General features: G+C 61.5%; 12 protein-coding genes and 1 pseudogene. 4 read left to right on the top strand and 9 right to left on the bottom strand.

Annotation, left to right across the window (positions count from 1 at the left end; all coding sequences use genetic code 11):
- Positions 1-316 precede the first annotated feature (316 nt).
- Positions 317-541, bottom strand: a pseudogene (locus B5T_RS23885) (hypothetical protein); the annotation flags it as partial.
- Between the two features lie 476 nt (positions 542-1,017).
- Positions 1,018-1,647 (bottom strand): pyridoxamine 5'-phosphate oxidase, encoded by a 630-nt coding sequence (gene pdxH, locus B5T_RS03550; RefSeq protein ID WP_014993090.1) that lies wholly within the window; start codon positions 1,645-1,647, stop codon positions 1,018-1,020.
- A gap of 306 nt (positions 1,648-1,953) precedes the next feature.
- On the opposite strand from pdxH, the gene hemH reads away from it, so the two are divergent.
- Both hemH and B5T_RS03540 read left to right on the top strand, forming a co-directional pair.
- Positions 1,954-3,039, top strand: a complete 1,086-nt coding sequence (gene hemH / locus B5T_RS03545) for a ferrochelatase (RefSeq protein ID WP_014993089.1) — start codon at positions 1,954-1,956, stop codon at positions 3,037-3,039.
- Positions 3,036-3,593: a gamma-glutamylcyclotransferase gene (locus B5T_RS03540; protein ID WP_014993088.1), complete on the top strand. Its 558-nt coding sequence runs from the start codon at positions 3,036-3,038 to the stop codon at positions 3,591-3,593. The genes hemH and B5T_RS03540 overlap by 4 nt, the downstream gene beginning before the upstream one ends.
- A gap of 3 nt (positions 3,594-3,596) precedes the next feature.
- On the opposite strand, the gene B5T_RS03535 is transcribed toward B5T_RS03540, so the two are convergent.
- Positions 3,597-4,619 carry an AraC family transcriptional regulator gene (locus B5T_RS03535; RefSeq protein ID WP_014993087.1) on the bottom strand — a complete coding sequence of 341 codons (1,023 nt, stop codon included), beginning with the start codon at positions 4,617-4,619 and terminating at the stop codon, positions 3,597-3,599.
- 163 nt (positions 4,620-4,782) lie between these two features.
- Here B5T_RS03535 and B5T_RS03530 point away from each other — a divergent pair, with 163 nt between their 5' ends.
- Entirely contained in the window at positions 4,783-5,979 is a 1,197-nt protein-coding gene (locus tag B5T_RS03530; RefSeq protein WP_014993086.1) for an alkane 1-monooxygenase, read from the top strand.
- 233 nt (positions 5,980-6,212) lie between these two features.
- On the opposite strand, the gene B5T_RS03525 is transcribed toward B5T_RS03530, so the two are convergent.
- Complete coding sequence (locus B5T_RS03525) at positions 6,213-6,644, bottom strand: MarR family winged helix-turn-helix transcriptional regulator (protein WP_148279196.1); 432 nt, start codon at positions 6,642-6,644, stop codon at positions 6,213-6,215.
- A gap of 92 nt (positions 6,645-6,736) precedes the next feature.
- On the opposite strand from B5T_RS03525, the gene B5T_RS03520 reads away from it, so the two are divergent.
- Positions 6,737-7,522 (top strand): siderophore-interacting protein, encoded by a 786-nt coding sequence (locus tag B5T_RS03520; RefSeq protein ID WP_014993084.1) that lies wholly within the window; start codon positions 6,737-6,739, stop codon positions 7,520-7,522.
- A 15-nt stretch (positions 7,523-7,537) separates the two neighbouring features.
- On the opposite strand, the gene B5T_RS03515 is transcribed toward B5T_RS03520, so the two are convergent.
- The 5 genes from B5T_RS03515 to B5T_RS03495 form a co-directional block, all read right to left on the bottom strand.
- Positions 7,538-8,155, bottom strand: a complete 618-nt coding sequence (locus B5T_RS03515; RefSeq protein ID WP_014993083.1) for a flavin reductase family protein — start codon at positions 8,153-8,155, stop codon at positions 7,538-7,540.
- Positions 8,156-8,226: 71 nt separating this feature from the next.
- Positions 8,227-9,198, bottom strand: coding sequence for a bestrophin family protein (locus B5T_RS03510; RefSeq protein WP_014993082.1), 972 nt, complete (start codon positions 9,196-9,198; stop codon positions 8,227-8,229).
- A 610-nt stretch (positions 9,199-9,808) separates the two neighbouring features.
- On the bottom strand, positions 9,809-11,245 hold the full coding sequence (locus B5T_RS03505; protein ID WP_014993080.1) for an efflux transporter outer membrane subunit: 1,437 nt from the start codon (positions 11,243-11,245) through the stop codon (positions 9,809-9,811).
- Positions 11,238-14,423 carry an efflux RND transporter permease subunit gene (locus B5T_RS03500; protein ID WP_014993079.1) on the bottom strand — a complete coding sequence of 1,062 codons (3,186 nt, stop codon included), beginning with the start codon at positions 14,421-14,423 and terminating at the stop codon, positions 11,238-11,240. The genes B5T_RS03505 and B5T_RS03500 overlap by 8 nt, the downstream gene beginning before the upstream one ends.
- Before the next feature lie 75 nt (positions 14,424-14,498).
- Complete coding sequence (locus B5T_RS03495; RefSeq protein ID WP_373287311.1) at positions 14,499-15,623, bottom strand: efflux RND transporter periplasmic adaptor subunit; 1,125 nt, start codon at positions 15,621-15,623, stop codon at positions 14,499-14,501.
- Between the last annotated feature and the right edge of the window lie 151 nt (positions 15,624-15,774).

Raw genomic sequence — 15,774 nt, 5'->3', positions numbered from 1 at the left:
CCCCTGCTTACCCCATCAATGGCGGAAACATAAACATAGGGGGTCATAAAGGGTGTTTCAATGATAAGAGTCGCCACCTCATCATCAGAGAGCGATCGAGCCTCTTGCATTGAGTAAGTCATGGAACAACCGGAAATTGTGAAATTTATAATCAACACGAACAGCAACCTAAACACCTGACTCTCCAAATCACAGGAAATAACAACTAATCGATCGACAAGACAACGGAGCAGCCGGAGGGTCAAATCTTGCCTTTTGACCCCCCTAGAAGGAACCGTCTCACAAGGGCAAATGGCAAGATCTGACCCAGATGGTTTTATATGGTGACAACTTTGACCCCAGATGGTTTTTTCGTTGGCCAGCTTTCAGCAAACGTCACAACCTCTTCTACACTTTCCCCTGGATGGCTCGTTGTTGTTATATATCGGCTATTGCTACCGTCACCCACGGCCATCTCATCCATAGCCTCTTCCCATAGCTCACAATCTTTTCCTACTGCACAAAATAGCTCGTAGCCATCATCAAGAAGGCTGGATAGAAGTGAGTCATGGTCAGTGCTGTAACCTCAATTTGAGATCAGGACGAGCTTTTTATCTTCCATATCATTTAACAGGTATTAGGATGCTGGCTCGGATATCCAGTCAACACACCGGATTCCCACCACCTTGCGGCTTTTTAGTATCGCCAAATAAAACCAGAAAACTCAGTACATGACAAACCCGGCCCATTGTCTGTCCCCTTTCGCCTGACTTCTTCATTTTCCAGTGGCCATGACACCGCCCTCATGAACGGTCATCAGGAATAACCATCCACATGGATAGCGACAAGCGGCCATGACGTCCCGACCACCACGTAGAACCAAGCCGTTGAAGAAACAGCGTATCTACCCGTTGCGGCTGTAGGAGACTGCCCTGATGGCGAATCGTTGGGCATTTCAAAAAGATATTCGCCAGCAGGGCTGGCTCCTACAGTGGCTAGAGAACCAAGTTTTTTCTGTTATTAGCTACTTACTGCTTTTTAGGGCGCCAGCCGCTCCCGCAGCCATTTCCCTTCATCCTGGAAATACCGTACCCGGTCGTGGAGGCGGTTGGGGCGGCCTTGCCAGAATTGGATTTCTTCGGGAACGATGAGGTAGCCGCCCCAGTTTTCCGGCATGGGGATGTCGCTGCCTTCCGGGTATTCCTGGCGCAGTTGGGCGACGTCCGCTTCCAGGGTTTCCAGGTCCACGGGGCGGCTTTGCGGCGAGGCGACGGCGCTGATCTGGCTGCCGTAGGGGCGGGTTTTGAAGTAGGCGCGGGAGGTATCCGCGTCCAGTTTACGGGCGCGGCCCTGGACGGTGATCTGGCGGTCCATGGGTGACCAGTAGAGCACGAAGGCCACTTTGTCGCTGGCTTCGATGTCGTCGCCCTTGCGGCTGTCGTAGTGGCTGAAGAAGACGAAGCCGCCCTGCTCCACGCCTTTCATCAGTACGGTGCGTGCGGAGGGTTGCCCTTCGGCGTTGACGGTGGCCAGGGTCATGGCGTTGGCCACTGGCAGGCCGACGTTCACCGCTTCTTCCACCCACAGGCGTACCTGTTCCACCGGATCGGCAAGCAGGTCCGCTTCGCTCAATCCTTTGCCTTGGTATTCTTCGCGTATATCGCGCATTTACTGCTCCAATTGATTCGAACGGTCCTGTCGCGGCCCCTGGATTGCTACCGGCCTCACGGGCAGGGACTTGGGGGTTGCCGCAGGCAAATTCGCTTGCAGGGCAAGCTCCTACAGTGGCTTCGTTGTCCGGTCTGTGGGGAGGCCGGCTGACACGGGTAATATAGCGCACTTGCCGGCATGGGCCGACCTGATGGCCCGCGTCTATCGGGGCCATATCTGTTACCTTCTTCCGGTTCCGGTATCATGGCGCCATCGACGTCCGGTGCCTTGCCGCCGGTCAACCTCTGGCTCATCGGAACCATTATGAAGTTCACTGGACAGCCTGATTTCAGCCACCGGCGCCCGTTGCGTACCGGCGTGCTGATCACCAATCTGGGAACCCCGGACGCGCCCACCACGCCGGCCCTGCGCCGCTATTTGCGTGAGTTTTTGTCCGACCCCCGGGTGGTGGAGGTGCCGCGCCCGCTGTGGTGGCTGATCCTGAATCTGGTGATTCTGGTGATCCGTCCGCCCCGTTCCGCCCACGCCTATCGCGGGGTTTGGACGGAGCAGGGCTCGCCGCTGCTGGTGCACACCCGCAACCAGTGCGAGGGGCTGCGGCAGCGGCTGCAAGCCGAGTATGGCGAGGATCTGGTGGTGGAGTTCGCCATGCGCTATGGCAACCCGTCCATTCCTTCGGTGTTGCAGAGGATGGCCGAGCAAGGCGTTACCCGGCTGCTGGTGCTGCCGTTGTATCCGCAGTATTCCGCCAGCACCTCGGCCTCCACGTTCGATGCCGTGGCGCGGGATTTCGCCGCCCGGCGCTGGTTGCCGGATCTGCGTTTCATCAGTCATTACCATGATTACGCACCCTACCTGGATGCCATGGCGGAGCATATTCACAGCCATTGGGCACAGCATGCCCGGGCGGAAAAGTTGCTGTTTTCCTACCATGGCGTGCCCAAACGCTACCTCACCGAAGGCGACCCGTACTTTTGCGAATGCCATAAAACCAGCCGTCTTCTGGCGGAACGGCTGGGGCTCAACGAGACGCAATGGCAGGTCACGTTCCAGTCCCGCTTTGGCCGCGAGGAATGGCTGCAGCCCTACACCGACGCCACGCTCAAGGCGCTGCCCGGCGAGGGGGTGAAAAGCGTGCAGGTGTTCTGCCCCGGCTTTTCCGCCGACTGTCTGGAAACGCTGGAAGAGATCGACGTGGAGAATCGCGGTTACTTCATGGAAGCTGGCGGCGAGCGGTTCGATTACATTCCGGCGCTGAACGACTGCCCGGCCCATCTGGATGCCCTGGCGGCGCTGGTACACGATCACCTGGGAGGCTGGCCGGATCAGGACAATGGCGATGCCGCACTGGCGCAGCGTCAGCGCCGGGCGGAGGACACCCGGGCATGATCGATACCACCGCGATCAACCGCGAGCGGAGCCTGTTCCAGGACCACGAGTCGGTGTGGCTGTTCGGTTACGGCTCGCTGATTTTCAAGGTGGATTTTCCGTTCCAGGAGCGGCGGCCGGCGTCGATTCAGGGCTGGGCCCGGCGCTTCTGGCAGGGCTCCCACGATCATCGCGGCACCCCGGAAAATCCCGGCCGGGTGGTGACACTGATTGAAGCACCGGGCGCGCGCTGTGCCGGCATGGCCTACCGCGTCAGCCCCGCGGTATTCGGGCAACTGGATGTGCGTGAGAAAAACGGTTATCTGCGTTTCTCCACGCCGATGACCTTCGAGGATGGTAGTCAGGAGGACGGGTTGGTCTATATTGCCACCGCCGACAACGCCGCCTTTCTCGGCCCGGCGCCGGAAGCGGAGATCGCCGCCCACATCCACGGCAGCCACGGCCCCAGCGGCGCCAATCGCGAGTACTTGCTGAATCTGGCCCAGGCGCTACGCGAGCTTGGCGAGCAGGATGAACACATCTTCGAGATCGAGCGCAATCTGCAAGCCCTCTGAGACTCACCCCCCTTTGCGCATCCGCAATGGCGTGGTGCCGAACCAGCGCTGAAAGGTGCGGCTGAAATTGGACGGGTCCTGGTACCCCAGTTTCTCGGCGATACGCTCCACCGGTTGCGTGGTTTCCAGCAGATACCAGGCGGCCAATTCCCGGCGCACCTCATCCAGCAGTTCCTGATAGCTGGAGCCTTCCTCTTTCAGTTTACGGATCAGGGTGCGGCGGGACATGGCGTGGCGCGCGGCCATCTCATCCAGGCTCGGATAGTGCCCCTCACATTCGAGCAGCTGCACGCCGATGCGCTGACTCAGCGGCCCCCCGCTCTGAAGTTGCCTCAGTTGGTGTTCACAATCCCGCAGCGCGGTGCGGTGCAGACCGGGATCCGAAGTCAGGCAGGGGGTGGCCAGCAGCGCGGCGGGCACTTCGATGGTCAACGCCGAAGTCCCGAAGCGAACCGGGCAGCCCAATTTTTCGGTGTAGACCTCCGCCCATTCCGGCTCCGGGGTCGGCATGGACACCACCAGGTCCCTCAGGCGCCGGGAGGTCACGGTGTCGATCAGATGGAAGAAGGTGGCGAGCACCGCGCCGTTGACGTATTCCCGAACCTCTTCCAGGTCCTCTTCTTCCTCCATGGTCAGCACCACCCGCTCCGGCTCCTCGCGCAAATGCACCGTTACCGGCTGGAAGCGCACGCCGACGAAGCGGGAGAGCACCCGCAGCACCGCCCCCAGATCCGCCGCCGAGACCACCGCGAAGCCCAACGGCCCGTGGGCGGACACCGAGGTGACACCACCGATGTCCAGCCCCAGCCAGGGCTCGCCGGTGAGTTCGATGGAGCGGCGGATCAGGCGGGACATCTGCTCCAGACTCAGGTAGCGGTGCTCGCCCAGAAGCTGCTCCCAATGCAACCGGGTGCCCTCGAAGATGGTGGCGTTATCGAAGCCCCTGGAGTGCAAATGGGCGCACAACAATCTCGGGTAAGTCGGATGAATCGCCGGCCTGAGCCGGGCGGCCATCTGGATGCTCATTGGTTTCTCCCTTGCCGCCCTGAGCGGATGAATCCCAGCTTACCCTGCTGGTGTGCCCGGTCACTTGTCACTTTATGACGATTTTCTGCCACTCCTGGCGGTGCCGCACAAACCGGCTTGGGCGCACCATCCGGTGATCGGATAACAAAAAGAGGATTGCGGTATGAGCAAGGCAGGTGAGTTCACCGGCCCGTCCGGCGTGGTCTATCGGGATCGCAAACGCCATTTGTGGGTTTCTTCCATCTTCGTGCCCGCCATTGTGTTCATCGGGCCCCTGCTATACTTGGCCAACGGCAATGCGCTGATGCTGTGGATCCCGCTGGTGTTCTATTACCTGACAGTGCCGGTACTGGACATGTTGATCGGCGAGGACCAGAGCAATCCGCCAGAAGAGGTGGTGCCGCAACTGGAAGAGGATCCCTATTACCGCTGGGTCACCTACGCCCTGGTGCCGGTGATCTGGGGCGCCTGGTTTTTCGGCGCCTGGTTCGTCGGTACCCAGGACCTACCCTGGCACGGTCTGCTGGCGATGATCCTGCTTCTCGGTGGCACCTGCGGCGTCGGCATCAACCTGGGCCATGAATTGGGCCACAAGAAAGGCAAGGGCGAACGCTGGCTGGCCAAGTTCGTGCTGGCGCCCTGCGCCTACGGCCACTTTTTCATTGAGCACAACAAGGGCCACCACCGGGACGTGGCCACGCCGGAGGACCCGGCATCCTCGCGCATGGGCGAAAGCATCTGGAAATTCGTACTGCGGGAGATCCCCGGTGCCGCCCGCCGGGCCTGGAAGCTGGAGCAGGAGCGCCTGGAATCACGGGGCAAATCGGTGTGGTCCCTGGACAACGAAATCATTCAGCCGGCGATCATCACGGCCATTGCCTGGGGCACCGTGCTGGCGCTGTTCGGCATCGGCATTCTGCCGTACATTCTCGGCACCGCTTTCTGGGGCGCTTTCCAGTTGACTTCCGCCAACTATATCGAGCACTACGGCCTGCTGCGGCATAAAACCAAGACCGGCCGTTACGAGCGCACCCAGCCGTATCACAGCTGGAACAGCAACCACATGTTCTCCAATTGGGCCACCTTTCATCTGCAGCGGCATTCCGATCATCACGCCCATCCGACCCGCCGCTACCAGAGCCTGCGTCATTTCGACGACGTGCCCAGCCTGCCCAACGGCTACTTCGGTATGTTCCTGGTGAGCTATATTCCGCCGCTGTGGTACCGGCTCATGGACAAGCGTCTGTTGGAACACGCCGGCTACGACGCCCGCAATATCAACTTCGATCCGGACAAACGCGAAGCGCTGATTCGCAAATACGGGATCCAGCACGGCGATGCGCCACCGCGGGTCGTGTGACGGGGCTTCGGTCTAGAGGGGAACGGGATTCCTCTCTATCGGAGACGCTGATCGGCGTAACGCCTTTGCGGGAACGCCGTGAATACGTCCCTGTAGGCTCCCGGTCGAACGTCCCTGTTCGACAGGGTCCCGCAAAGGCGTTACGCCGATCAGCTTCGAGGTAACCGACGAGCAAGGGAGTCTTTCCCGCCGCTACCAAGCCCCTATGAAGGGATGGGAGAGAGATCTCCTTTCTATTCCTCGCGCAGATTGTCCAGCATGCGCCCGGCGAGACCGACAAAGGTATCGATCTCGTCTTTCTTCATTCCCTTCAATAATCGCGTCACCACATCCTGTTCCGCTTCCCGGGCACGGGCCATCAAAGCCTCGCCTTTCTCACTCAGAGAGACAATCTGACTGCGCTTGTCATCGGGGTTCGGTGTGCGCTGGATCAGCGACATACTTTCCAACTCTTTCAACAGGCGGGTGATCTGCGCCTTGTCGCGCCCGGAAGCCAACACGATCCGGTTGGCGGTGCACGCCGGGGTGGCGTCGATCATGTGCAGGATGCGCACATGCATGCCATTCAGAGGCAAGCCGTACTGGCGGATGGCTTTTTTACTGCTGACCTTGAACTGAAACGCCAGTTGCCAGATCGCATTACGGATATCGGCTTCTTTTGACACCACTGTTGACTTTGTCAATTACCGGGAATATGGTTGATATTGTCCACCAAATAGCTCGACACCACAACCCACATCCAGTGGAGAGACAGACCATGCCAAGGCCCGCTCCCCGGATTCTGGAAGTCCTGCGCACCGAGAACCTCACACCCAACATGAAACGGGTGGTTCTGGGCGGCGGCGATCTCAGTGACTTTCCCGAGAATCATGAAAGCGCCAATTTCAAATTGCTGATTCCCCGCGAGGGACAAACCGACATTGCGCTGCCGCCCTACGGCGACACGCCGCCGGAGCACCGACCGGTGGTACGCACCTATACGTTGCGTCACTTCGATAAGACCCGAGGTGAGATTTTCGTCGACTTCATGATGCACGCCGACCATGGCCCCGCGTCCCACTGGGCGGCCCATGCCCGCCCCGGGGATCGCATCGGGTTTGCCGGACCGGGGGCGCCGAAGTTCGTCGATTTCGACGCCGCCTGGTTCCTGTTCGCCGGTGACATGTCGGCGTTACCGGCGATCAGCGCCAATATCGAACGTCTGCCGGCCGGTGCCCAGGGCTACGCGGTACTGGACATTCTCTCCCCCGCGGATCAGCAGCCATTGCCTTTCCCCACCGGCCTGGAAGTGCACTGGCGAGTCAACCCCGACCCGGAGCAGCCCGCCCTGGGGCTGGTGGACAAGGTCATGTCCCTGCCCTGGCTGACAGGCTCGCCGGCGGTGTGGGTAGCGGGGGAAAGCGGCGCGGTGCGCGCCATTCGCCGCTATCTGGTCCAGGAGCGGCGGGTGGACCGGCGCCGCTTGTACGCCAGTGGCTATTGGCAGATCGGGTTGACCGAGGACACACACCAGGTCGCCAAGCGCCAGGAAAAAGCGGAGTGAAGGAAGCCCCGCCGATCAGCGGGGCCGGTACATCTCGAAATACTGGGAGGGATCCACGGAGAAATAACCGGCCGGACCGCCGGCGCGCAGAATCGGCTCGGCGGCGGCGGTATCGTAGATGCCGTCCTTGAGTAAATGAGCGGCGATATGCACGCCCACCACTTCCCCGAACACCACCCAGGTGTCCACCGCTTCTCCGGCGGCGGTGTTCAGACGCAGAATCTGGCTGAGCTTGCACTCAAAGGAGACCGGCGTTTCCGCCACTCTCGGCACCGATACCCGCCGCGACGGCTCCGCCGTCAGCCCCGCCAGTTCAAATTCATTCACTTCCGGCGGGACTGCCTTGCAGCTTTGATTCATCGCTTCCGCCAGCGCACGGGTGGCCAGATTCCAGGTGAACTCCCCGGTGGCTTCGATATTCCGCACACTGTCCTTATAAGTAATGCTGGAGAAGCCGATGATCGGCGGGTGGTAATTGAACGCATTGAAGAAACTGTAGGGCGCGAGATTGAGCACACCCTCGCTGCTGCGGGAGCCGATCCAGCCAATCGGGCGCGGTGCCACCAGCGCATTGAACGGATCATGGGGCAAACCGTGGCCCTTGGCGGGCTCATAGAAGTAGGCGTCTTGCATCAACCGTCTCCACAGCGAGGAGTTGTCATGTTGAGCCAGCGGGCACCGACGGGCAAGCCGCCGCTCCCGATTTACTGCAACTGATGGTTCACCACCGGCAGTGGCGCTGGCGCCGGGTCGCCCAGGGCTTCCGCCACGGAGATTTCATTGGTCCGGCAGATGGTGTCCAACGGCAGATCGTTGGCTTCGCGGCCAAAGGGCATTTCCAGATGTTCCGCCAGGCGGTCCAGTCCAAAGAAGGTGTAGGCCACCACCGCCACGAACAAAGGCGTGCCCCAGCCCAGGGAGCCGATCAGCACGAACGGCAGCAAATAACAGTAAATGTAGGCGGTGCGATGGGCCAGCAGGGCGTAGGCAAACGGCAACGGCGTCTGCGCGATGCGCTCACTGGCGGCCTGCACACTGGCCAAAGCGGTCAAGCGCTGATCCAGCAGGCTCACGCCGATGCTGTCCAGATGTCCTTCCCGATAGCGCTCCCCCACCCACTCACCGGCCCGGCGCAAAAACCAGTCGGCACCGTTGCGATGGGCCAGGGCCTGATCCACCACCGCCGGAGTCTGCACTTTTAACAGGTCCTCGCGCACGTCTTCCCCACGCAGTTGCCCACGCAGAGCATGGGCATACGCCAGAACCAACCCCAGCAGTTCCCGACGGCGCGGCTCGTCATTCCCCAACTCTTCGTTACCCAACTTTTCGTTACCCAACTTTTCATTACCAAGCTCTTTATTACTAAGTAAGGTGCCACTGGCCCTGGCCAGGCTGCGGATCTCATACACCATCTGGCCCCACTGTTTGCGCGCTTCCCACCAACGGTCATAGGCGGCGTTATTGCGGAAACTGAGCAGGATAGACAGCACGATCCCCAGCAAGGTCACCGGCATCACCGTGTAGTGGCTGACATCCAATACGTGGTACTGGCTCACCAGGGTCATTGCCGAGGCAAACAACGCCACCAGCAGGATGTGCGGCAGGATATCCGGCACCACCGAGCCACGCAGGGCGATCAATAACGCAATGGGATTGGGACGGTCACGAACGATCATCGGAGAATCCTTCAAGGCAGGGCGCGCCGATGATAGGGAATCCGATGGCAAATCGCCATCAAACGAAACAGGGAGAAAAAAAGAAGGTCGTCCCTGACCTTTTGGGGGTAAGAAATCGGAGCGGTGGACCAGCACCGCCGATTTAACGAGAGACCGCTAAAGGGCCTGTTGGCAGAAAGTTATATGGGATCCCGCTGGCGAGTGAGAATCACAACACCAGCGGAGTACGCAGATAGCAGGCGGTGAGCGCCAGAAAATGTTGGATCGCCGGATTGGTGGTCCGTATCGAGCGCTGCAAAGCATGGGTATCGAACATGTCGGTTCCTCCTATCGCGTTGTGTCCTTTATGTGTGTCCATTGTCGCCGTCGGAAGCGGTATTGCTAATACCCAGGGCTCCATGAACCTTGCTTGATTCTGCAAGCGGGTATTTTTCCGTCTTTATGGACACTGCTGTCTTACGATTATCAAACCATCCTTGAAGCGGTTGTAGGAGCTAGCCTTGCTGGCGAATTCTTCCACCGTTGAGGGCCGCTTCATTCGCCAGCAGGGCTGGCTCCTACAGTGGCTTCGTAGCCGTGCCCCCTTCTGGCAAGCGGACCCGACCGTTACTTAGCGCGCCGCGCTTCGCCTTGCCGGATCCTGCTCCGGTGTCACTGGTGCGCCGGCCAGGGCGCGGTACAGATCCACCATCGCCAGGGTCACTTCGGTGCGGCTGCGGATGAAGGCGTCGCGGGTGTCCATCAGTTCCCGTTCACTGTCCAGCACCTCGAAGAAACCGATGAAGCCTTCCCGGTAACGCAGGCGCGCCAGTTCGGCGGCCTGTTGCGCGGCGTCGGTGGCGTGGCGCAACAGCTCGGTGCGTTCACGGGCCCGCTGGTGACGCACCAGTTGGGTTTCCGTTTCTTCCAGCGCCGTGAGCACGGTTTGCTGGTACTCGGCGATGACGGCCTGAGTCTCGGCATCGGCGGCATCAATGCGGGAGTGGACCTTGCCAAAATCGAGGAAGGTCCAGTCCACCCCCAGGGCAATGCGCCGGCTTTCCGCCGGACCGCTGAACAGGTCACCGTCACGGGAGGCGACGCTGCCGATCAGCCCTTCCAGCGTGAAACGCGGAAACAGGTCGGCGGTGGCCACGCCGATGCGGGCGGTGGCGGCGGCCACGCGACGCTCGGCGGCGCGGATATCCGGGCGCCGGCGCAACACACCAGACGGCGTACCGGTGGCCAGATCCGGCACTTGCGCCGGCAGGTCACCGGGCTCGGCCAGGGTGGTCACCAGACTGTCCGGGGTGCGCCCGGTCAGCACCGCGATGCGGTACATGTAAGTCCGAATCGCGGTTTGCAGTTGCGGCACCGTGGCCCGCACCGCGTCCAGTTGTGCCCGGGCACGGGCCTCATCCAAGCGCGTGGCACTGCCGTCTTCCATGCGAGCCTGAACGATGTCCAGCGCCTGCTGCTGATTTTCCACATTGCGGCGGGCGACCTGCATCTGTTGTTGCAGGCCACGCAGTTGGAAGTAGCTGTTGGCGATGCGACCGGCCATGGCCACCTGCAGCGCTCCCAGGTCCGCTTCCGCGGCATCCAGTTCCGCCGCTTGCGCCTGGGTGGCGCGCCGCAAACGCCCGAACAGGTCCAGCTCCCAGCCGGCGGCAACGCCGGCCTGATAGAGCTCCACCCGCTCCGCGCCGCCCGGAGCATTGCGCTCCACTTCCGCCAGGTGTTGCTCGGCGGCACTGCCATTGACGGTGACGCTCGGCAGTTGCTCCCGGCGGGCACCGCGCAGCAGCGCTTCCGCTCTCTGGTAGCGCGCCAGCGCGGCGCGCAGATCGTGGTTGGCGTTGAGTGCCTGATCAATCAGGTCCGCCAGCAACGGATCGTCGAAGCCGGACCAGAAACGGCGTTCAGCGTTTTCATCGAACGGCCGCACCTGGTCGGCGCCAACGAAGCGCTCCGGCAACGGCGCCTCCGGCTCCTGATAGTCCGGCCCCACCGCGCAACCGGCCAGGGCCACCATCAGTGGCACAAGACTCAGGGCGTACTTATGCATGGCTTTCTCCTGAAAGACCGTGGGCTTCGCCGTCCATGGTGGACGCGTGGGAGTGCTTGAGGGGACCGGCGAGTTTGCGCAGGCCGACATAGAACACCGGCGTCAGGAACAGTCCGAACAAGGTGACACCGATCATGCCGGCGAACACGGCGATCCCCAGTGCCTGGCGCACTTCCGCGCCGGCGCCATGACCGAGTACCAGCGGCACCACGGCGGCGGTAAAGGTGATCGAGGTCATGATGATCGGACGCAGACGCAGGCGGCAGGCTTCCAGAGCGGCCTTCACGGTCTCCATGCCCTGCAGTTCCAGCTCACGGGCGAACTCCACGATGAGGATGGCGTTCTTACAGGCCAGACCAATCAGAACCACCAGTCCTACCTGTACGAAGATGTTGTTGTCGCCGCCGCCGAACCACACACCGATCAGCGCGGAGAGCATACACATCGGCACGATCAGGATTACCGCCAACGGCAGTATCCAGCTTTCGTACAGCGCCGCCAGCACCAGGAACACCAACAGAATGGCCAGCGGGAAGACCACCAGCGCCGCGTTGCCCTGGGTATACTGCTGGAAACTCAGGTCGGTCCATTCGAAGCTCATGCCGTTGGGCAGAACCTGGTCCGCCAGTTCCGTCAGCTTGTCCATGGCCTGGGCGGACGACATCACCCTTGGATCGGCTTCGCCGGCCAGGTCGGCGGCGGGGTAGCCGTTGTAGCGCAATACCGGATCCGGTCCGAAGGTTTGCCGGATATCCACCATGGAACCGATCGGCACCATTTCGCCCTGCTCATTGCGGGTCCGCAGATTGGCGATGTCCTCGACACTGTCACGGAACGGCGCGTCGGCCTGGGCGATCACCTGCCAGGTGCGTCCGAAGCGGTTGAAGTCGTTCACGTAGGTGGAGCCCAGATAGGTCTGCAGAGTGTCGAACAGCTCCGTCATCGGCACGCCCTGGGCTTTCGCTTTGGTGCGGTCGACCACCGCGTCCAGCTGCGGCACGTTGGCCTGATAACTGGTGATCGGGAAGGTCATCCCCGGTGTCTGCGAGATGGCGCCCTGGAAAGCACTGACCGCCTCCTGCAAAGCGCCATACCCCAAGCCACCCCGGTCCTCGATGAACATCTGGTAACCGGCACCGTTGCCCAGCCCGAGAATGGGCGGCGGCATGAAGGAGAACGCGAAGCCCTCGCTCAACGCGGAAATCTTGGCGTTGATCTCGGCGTTGATCTCTTCCGCGCTGCGCTCACGCTGATCGAACGGCTCCAGCGGCAGGAATACCAGACCGGTGTTGGAGGTGTTGGTGAACTGCAGCGCATTGAGTCCCGGGAACGAAATCGAGTGCGCCACGCCGTCCGCCTCCATGGCGATGTCCGTCACCGTCTTGAGCAGCTTGTCGGTGCGCTCCAGGGAAGCGCCTTCGGGCAATTTCACGCCGGCGATCAGATACTGCTTGTCCTGTGTCGGGATGAACCCCGGCGGCACCACCTTGAACATCAAACCGGTGCTGACCAGCAACACCAGATAGACCATGAACACCACCGAGCGACGGCTCAATGACCGCTTTACCGCACCCTGATACTTCTCGGAACTGCTGTTGAAGAAACGGTTGAACGGACGGAACAGCCAGCCGAACAGCCCGTCGATGATGCGAGTGAGGCGGTCCTTCGGCGCATCATGGGAGCGCAGCAGTCTGGCCGCCAATGCCGGTGACAGCGTCAGCGAATTGATCGTGGAGATGACGGTGGAAATGGCGATGGTCACCGCGAACTGGCGATAGAACTGACCGGTGACCCCGGACAGAAACGCCATGGGAATGAACACGGCGCACAATACCAGACCGATGGCGACGATCGGGCCGGACACTTCCTTCATCGCCTGGTGGGCGGCGGCCACCGGAGTGAGCCCCTCCTCGATGTTCCGTTCCACGTTTTCCACCACCACGATGGCGTCGTCCACCACGATCCCGATGGCGAGCACCAACCCGAACAGCGTCAACGAGTTGATGGAATAACCGAGTAACAGCAAGACCGAGAAGGTACCGATTACCGATACCGGCACCGCCAGCAACGGAATGATCGAGGCACGCCAGGTCTGCAGGAACAGCGTCACCACCAGCACCACCAGCAGCACCGCTTCAAGCAGGGTTTTCACCACGGAATGAATGGAGTCGCGCACGAAAATAGTGGTGTCGTACACCGCTTCGTACTTCACCCCTTCCGGAAAACGGGTGGACAATTCGTCCATGGCGGCGATCACCGAATCACGGATTTCCAGGGCATTGGCGCCGGGCGCCTGAAAGATACCCACCGCCACCGCGTCCTTGCCATCCAGTTGTGAGCGCAGGGTGTAGTCACCGGCGCCCAGTTCCAGACGGGCGACATCGGAAAGCCGGACAATTTCGCCCTGCTCACCGCTTTTCAATACGATGTCACCAAACTCCTGCACCGTACGCAGCCGGCCCTGGGCATTGATCAGGGTGAGGAAATCACTGTTGGGCATCGGCTCGGCGCCGAGCTGGCCGGCGGAAACCTGAACGTTCTGTTCACGAATGGCGCCCACCACATCACTGGCGGTCATGCCCCGCGAGGCAATCTTGTCCGGGTCCAGCCAGGCGCGCATGGCGTAGTCACCGCCGCCGAAGATTTGCGCATCACCGACGCCCTGGATCCGGGCCAGTACATCCTTCACATGCAGGCGCACATAGTTACGCAGGTAGAGCGTGTCGTAGCGGCCGTCCGGCGAGGTCAGATGCACCACCATCAAAAAGGTGGGCGATTGTTTCTGGGTGGTCACGCCCTGGCGGCGCACGTCCTCGGGCAACCGTGCCAGCGCCTGGCTGACCCGGTTCTGCACCCTTACCGTGGCGTCATCGGCGTCGGTGCCGGGGCGGAAGGTGACGGTCATTTGCAGCACACCGTCGGAGCCGGCCACCGACTTGAGGTACATCATATCCTCAACGCCGTTGATGGACTCCTCCAGGGGCGTGGCCACGGTTTCGGCGATCACCTTGGGGTTGGCGCCGGGGTAAACCGTGCGCACCACCACCGAGGGCGGCACCACTTCCGGGTACTCGCTGATCGGCAGCATCGGGATCGAGATGGCGCCGACCGCGAGGATGATGATCGACAGCACCGCGGCAAAGATCGGGCGGTCGACGAAGAAACGAGAAAAATTCATGACAAGAGTACCCTCTTGGCGCGCCCCGGAGAGCGCGCTCGATCCATGGACTTGGGTTATGTCGGTGTCAGTCGATCAGGGCGTCGCCGCCACTTCCGGTTCCTTGGTGGCCGCCGCGCGCATCTCCACCAGCGTCGGCGCCACCGGCATACCGGACATGAACACTTTCTGCACACCGTTGACGATGACCCGCTCGCCGGGCTTCAACCCGTCGCGGATCACCACCAGGCCATCCACGGTACGGCCGGCGTCGACGTTACGGCGGGAGGCCTTGTTCTCATCGTCCACCACGTAGACATAACGGCGGTTCTGATCGGTAAGCAGCGCCTTGCTGTCGATCAGCAGCGCCGTGTCGAGACGTTCGGCGGGCAGTTCCACCCGGGCGAATTGCCCCGGCTTGAAGCGACCATCCGGGTTCGGTACCACGGCGCGGAACTGCAACGTGCCGGTGCTGGCGTTGAGACGGTTATCGATGAAGTCCACCTTGCCCCGATGCGGGTAGCCGTTTTCACCGCTCAACCCGATACGCACTTCGGTGCCCTCGCTGCTGCCCAGCAGCTCACGGCCGCGCACGTAGGAATCGCTGTCGCTCTCGAAATACACATAAACCGGATCCACCGACACCAGTGTGGTCAGCAGGGTCTGATCGGCGTTAGCCAGGTTGCCGCGAGTGACCATGGCGCGGCCGGCACGGCCAGTGATTGGAGAACGCACCTCGGTGTACTCCAGATCAAGACGGGCGGTTTCCAGCGCTGCTTCGGCCGCGTTCATGGCCGCACGCGCTGACACCATCGCCGACGCCCGGCGGTCGTATTCCTCGCGGGAGATGGCGCGGCTGGCCACCAGCCGTTCCGCCCGGGAGGCCTCACTCTTGGCCAGTTGATACTGGCTGCGGGCCTGGGCCAGGTCGGCGGCGGCGGCCCGTTCACGGGCGCGGTAAGGGCGCTGGTCAATGACGAACAACACATCGCCTTGTTCCACCAGTTCCCCTTCCTCGAAGCTCACCTTGTCGATGTAACCGCTGACGCGGGGACGCAGGTCCACGGTTTCCGGTGCCGCCACCCGGCCGGTGAAGTCATCCCACAGTGTCACCGGGTCGTCCAGCACCTTCGCCACCTTGACCGCCGGCGGCGGCATCTGCGCCTGCTCCTGCTCGCCACGGGCATCGCAGCCGGCCAGGCCAACGGCCACCATCAGCATGAGGGCGAGCCCGATGATCAGCTCTCCCCCGCTGGCGTACTGGGTATTGATTGAATCCATGTTGCGCTCGCTCCTGCTGTTCGGGCCTTGCAGGCAATACGCCTGCCTTCAATTGAAAATAGTTCCCATTTGCAAAACTCTAAAAACTGAC

It is taken from the genome of Alloalcanivorax dieselolei B5 (assembly GCF_000300005.1).
Lineage (GTDB): Bacteria > Pseudomonadota > Gammaproteobacteria > Pseudomonadales > Alcanivoracaceae > Alloalcanivorax > Alloalcanivorax dieselolei.
Note: the sequence above shows the minus strand (reverse complement) of the source record. Positions and strands in the feature narration are given on the sequence as shown.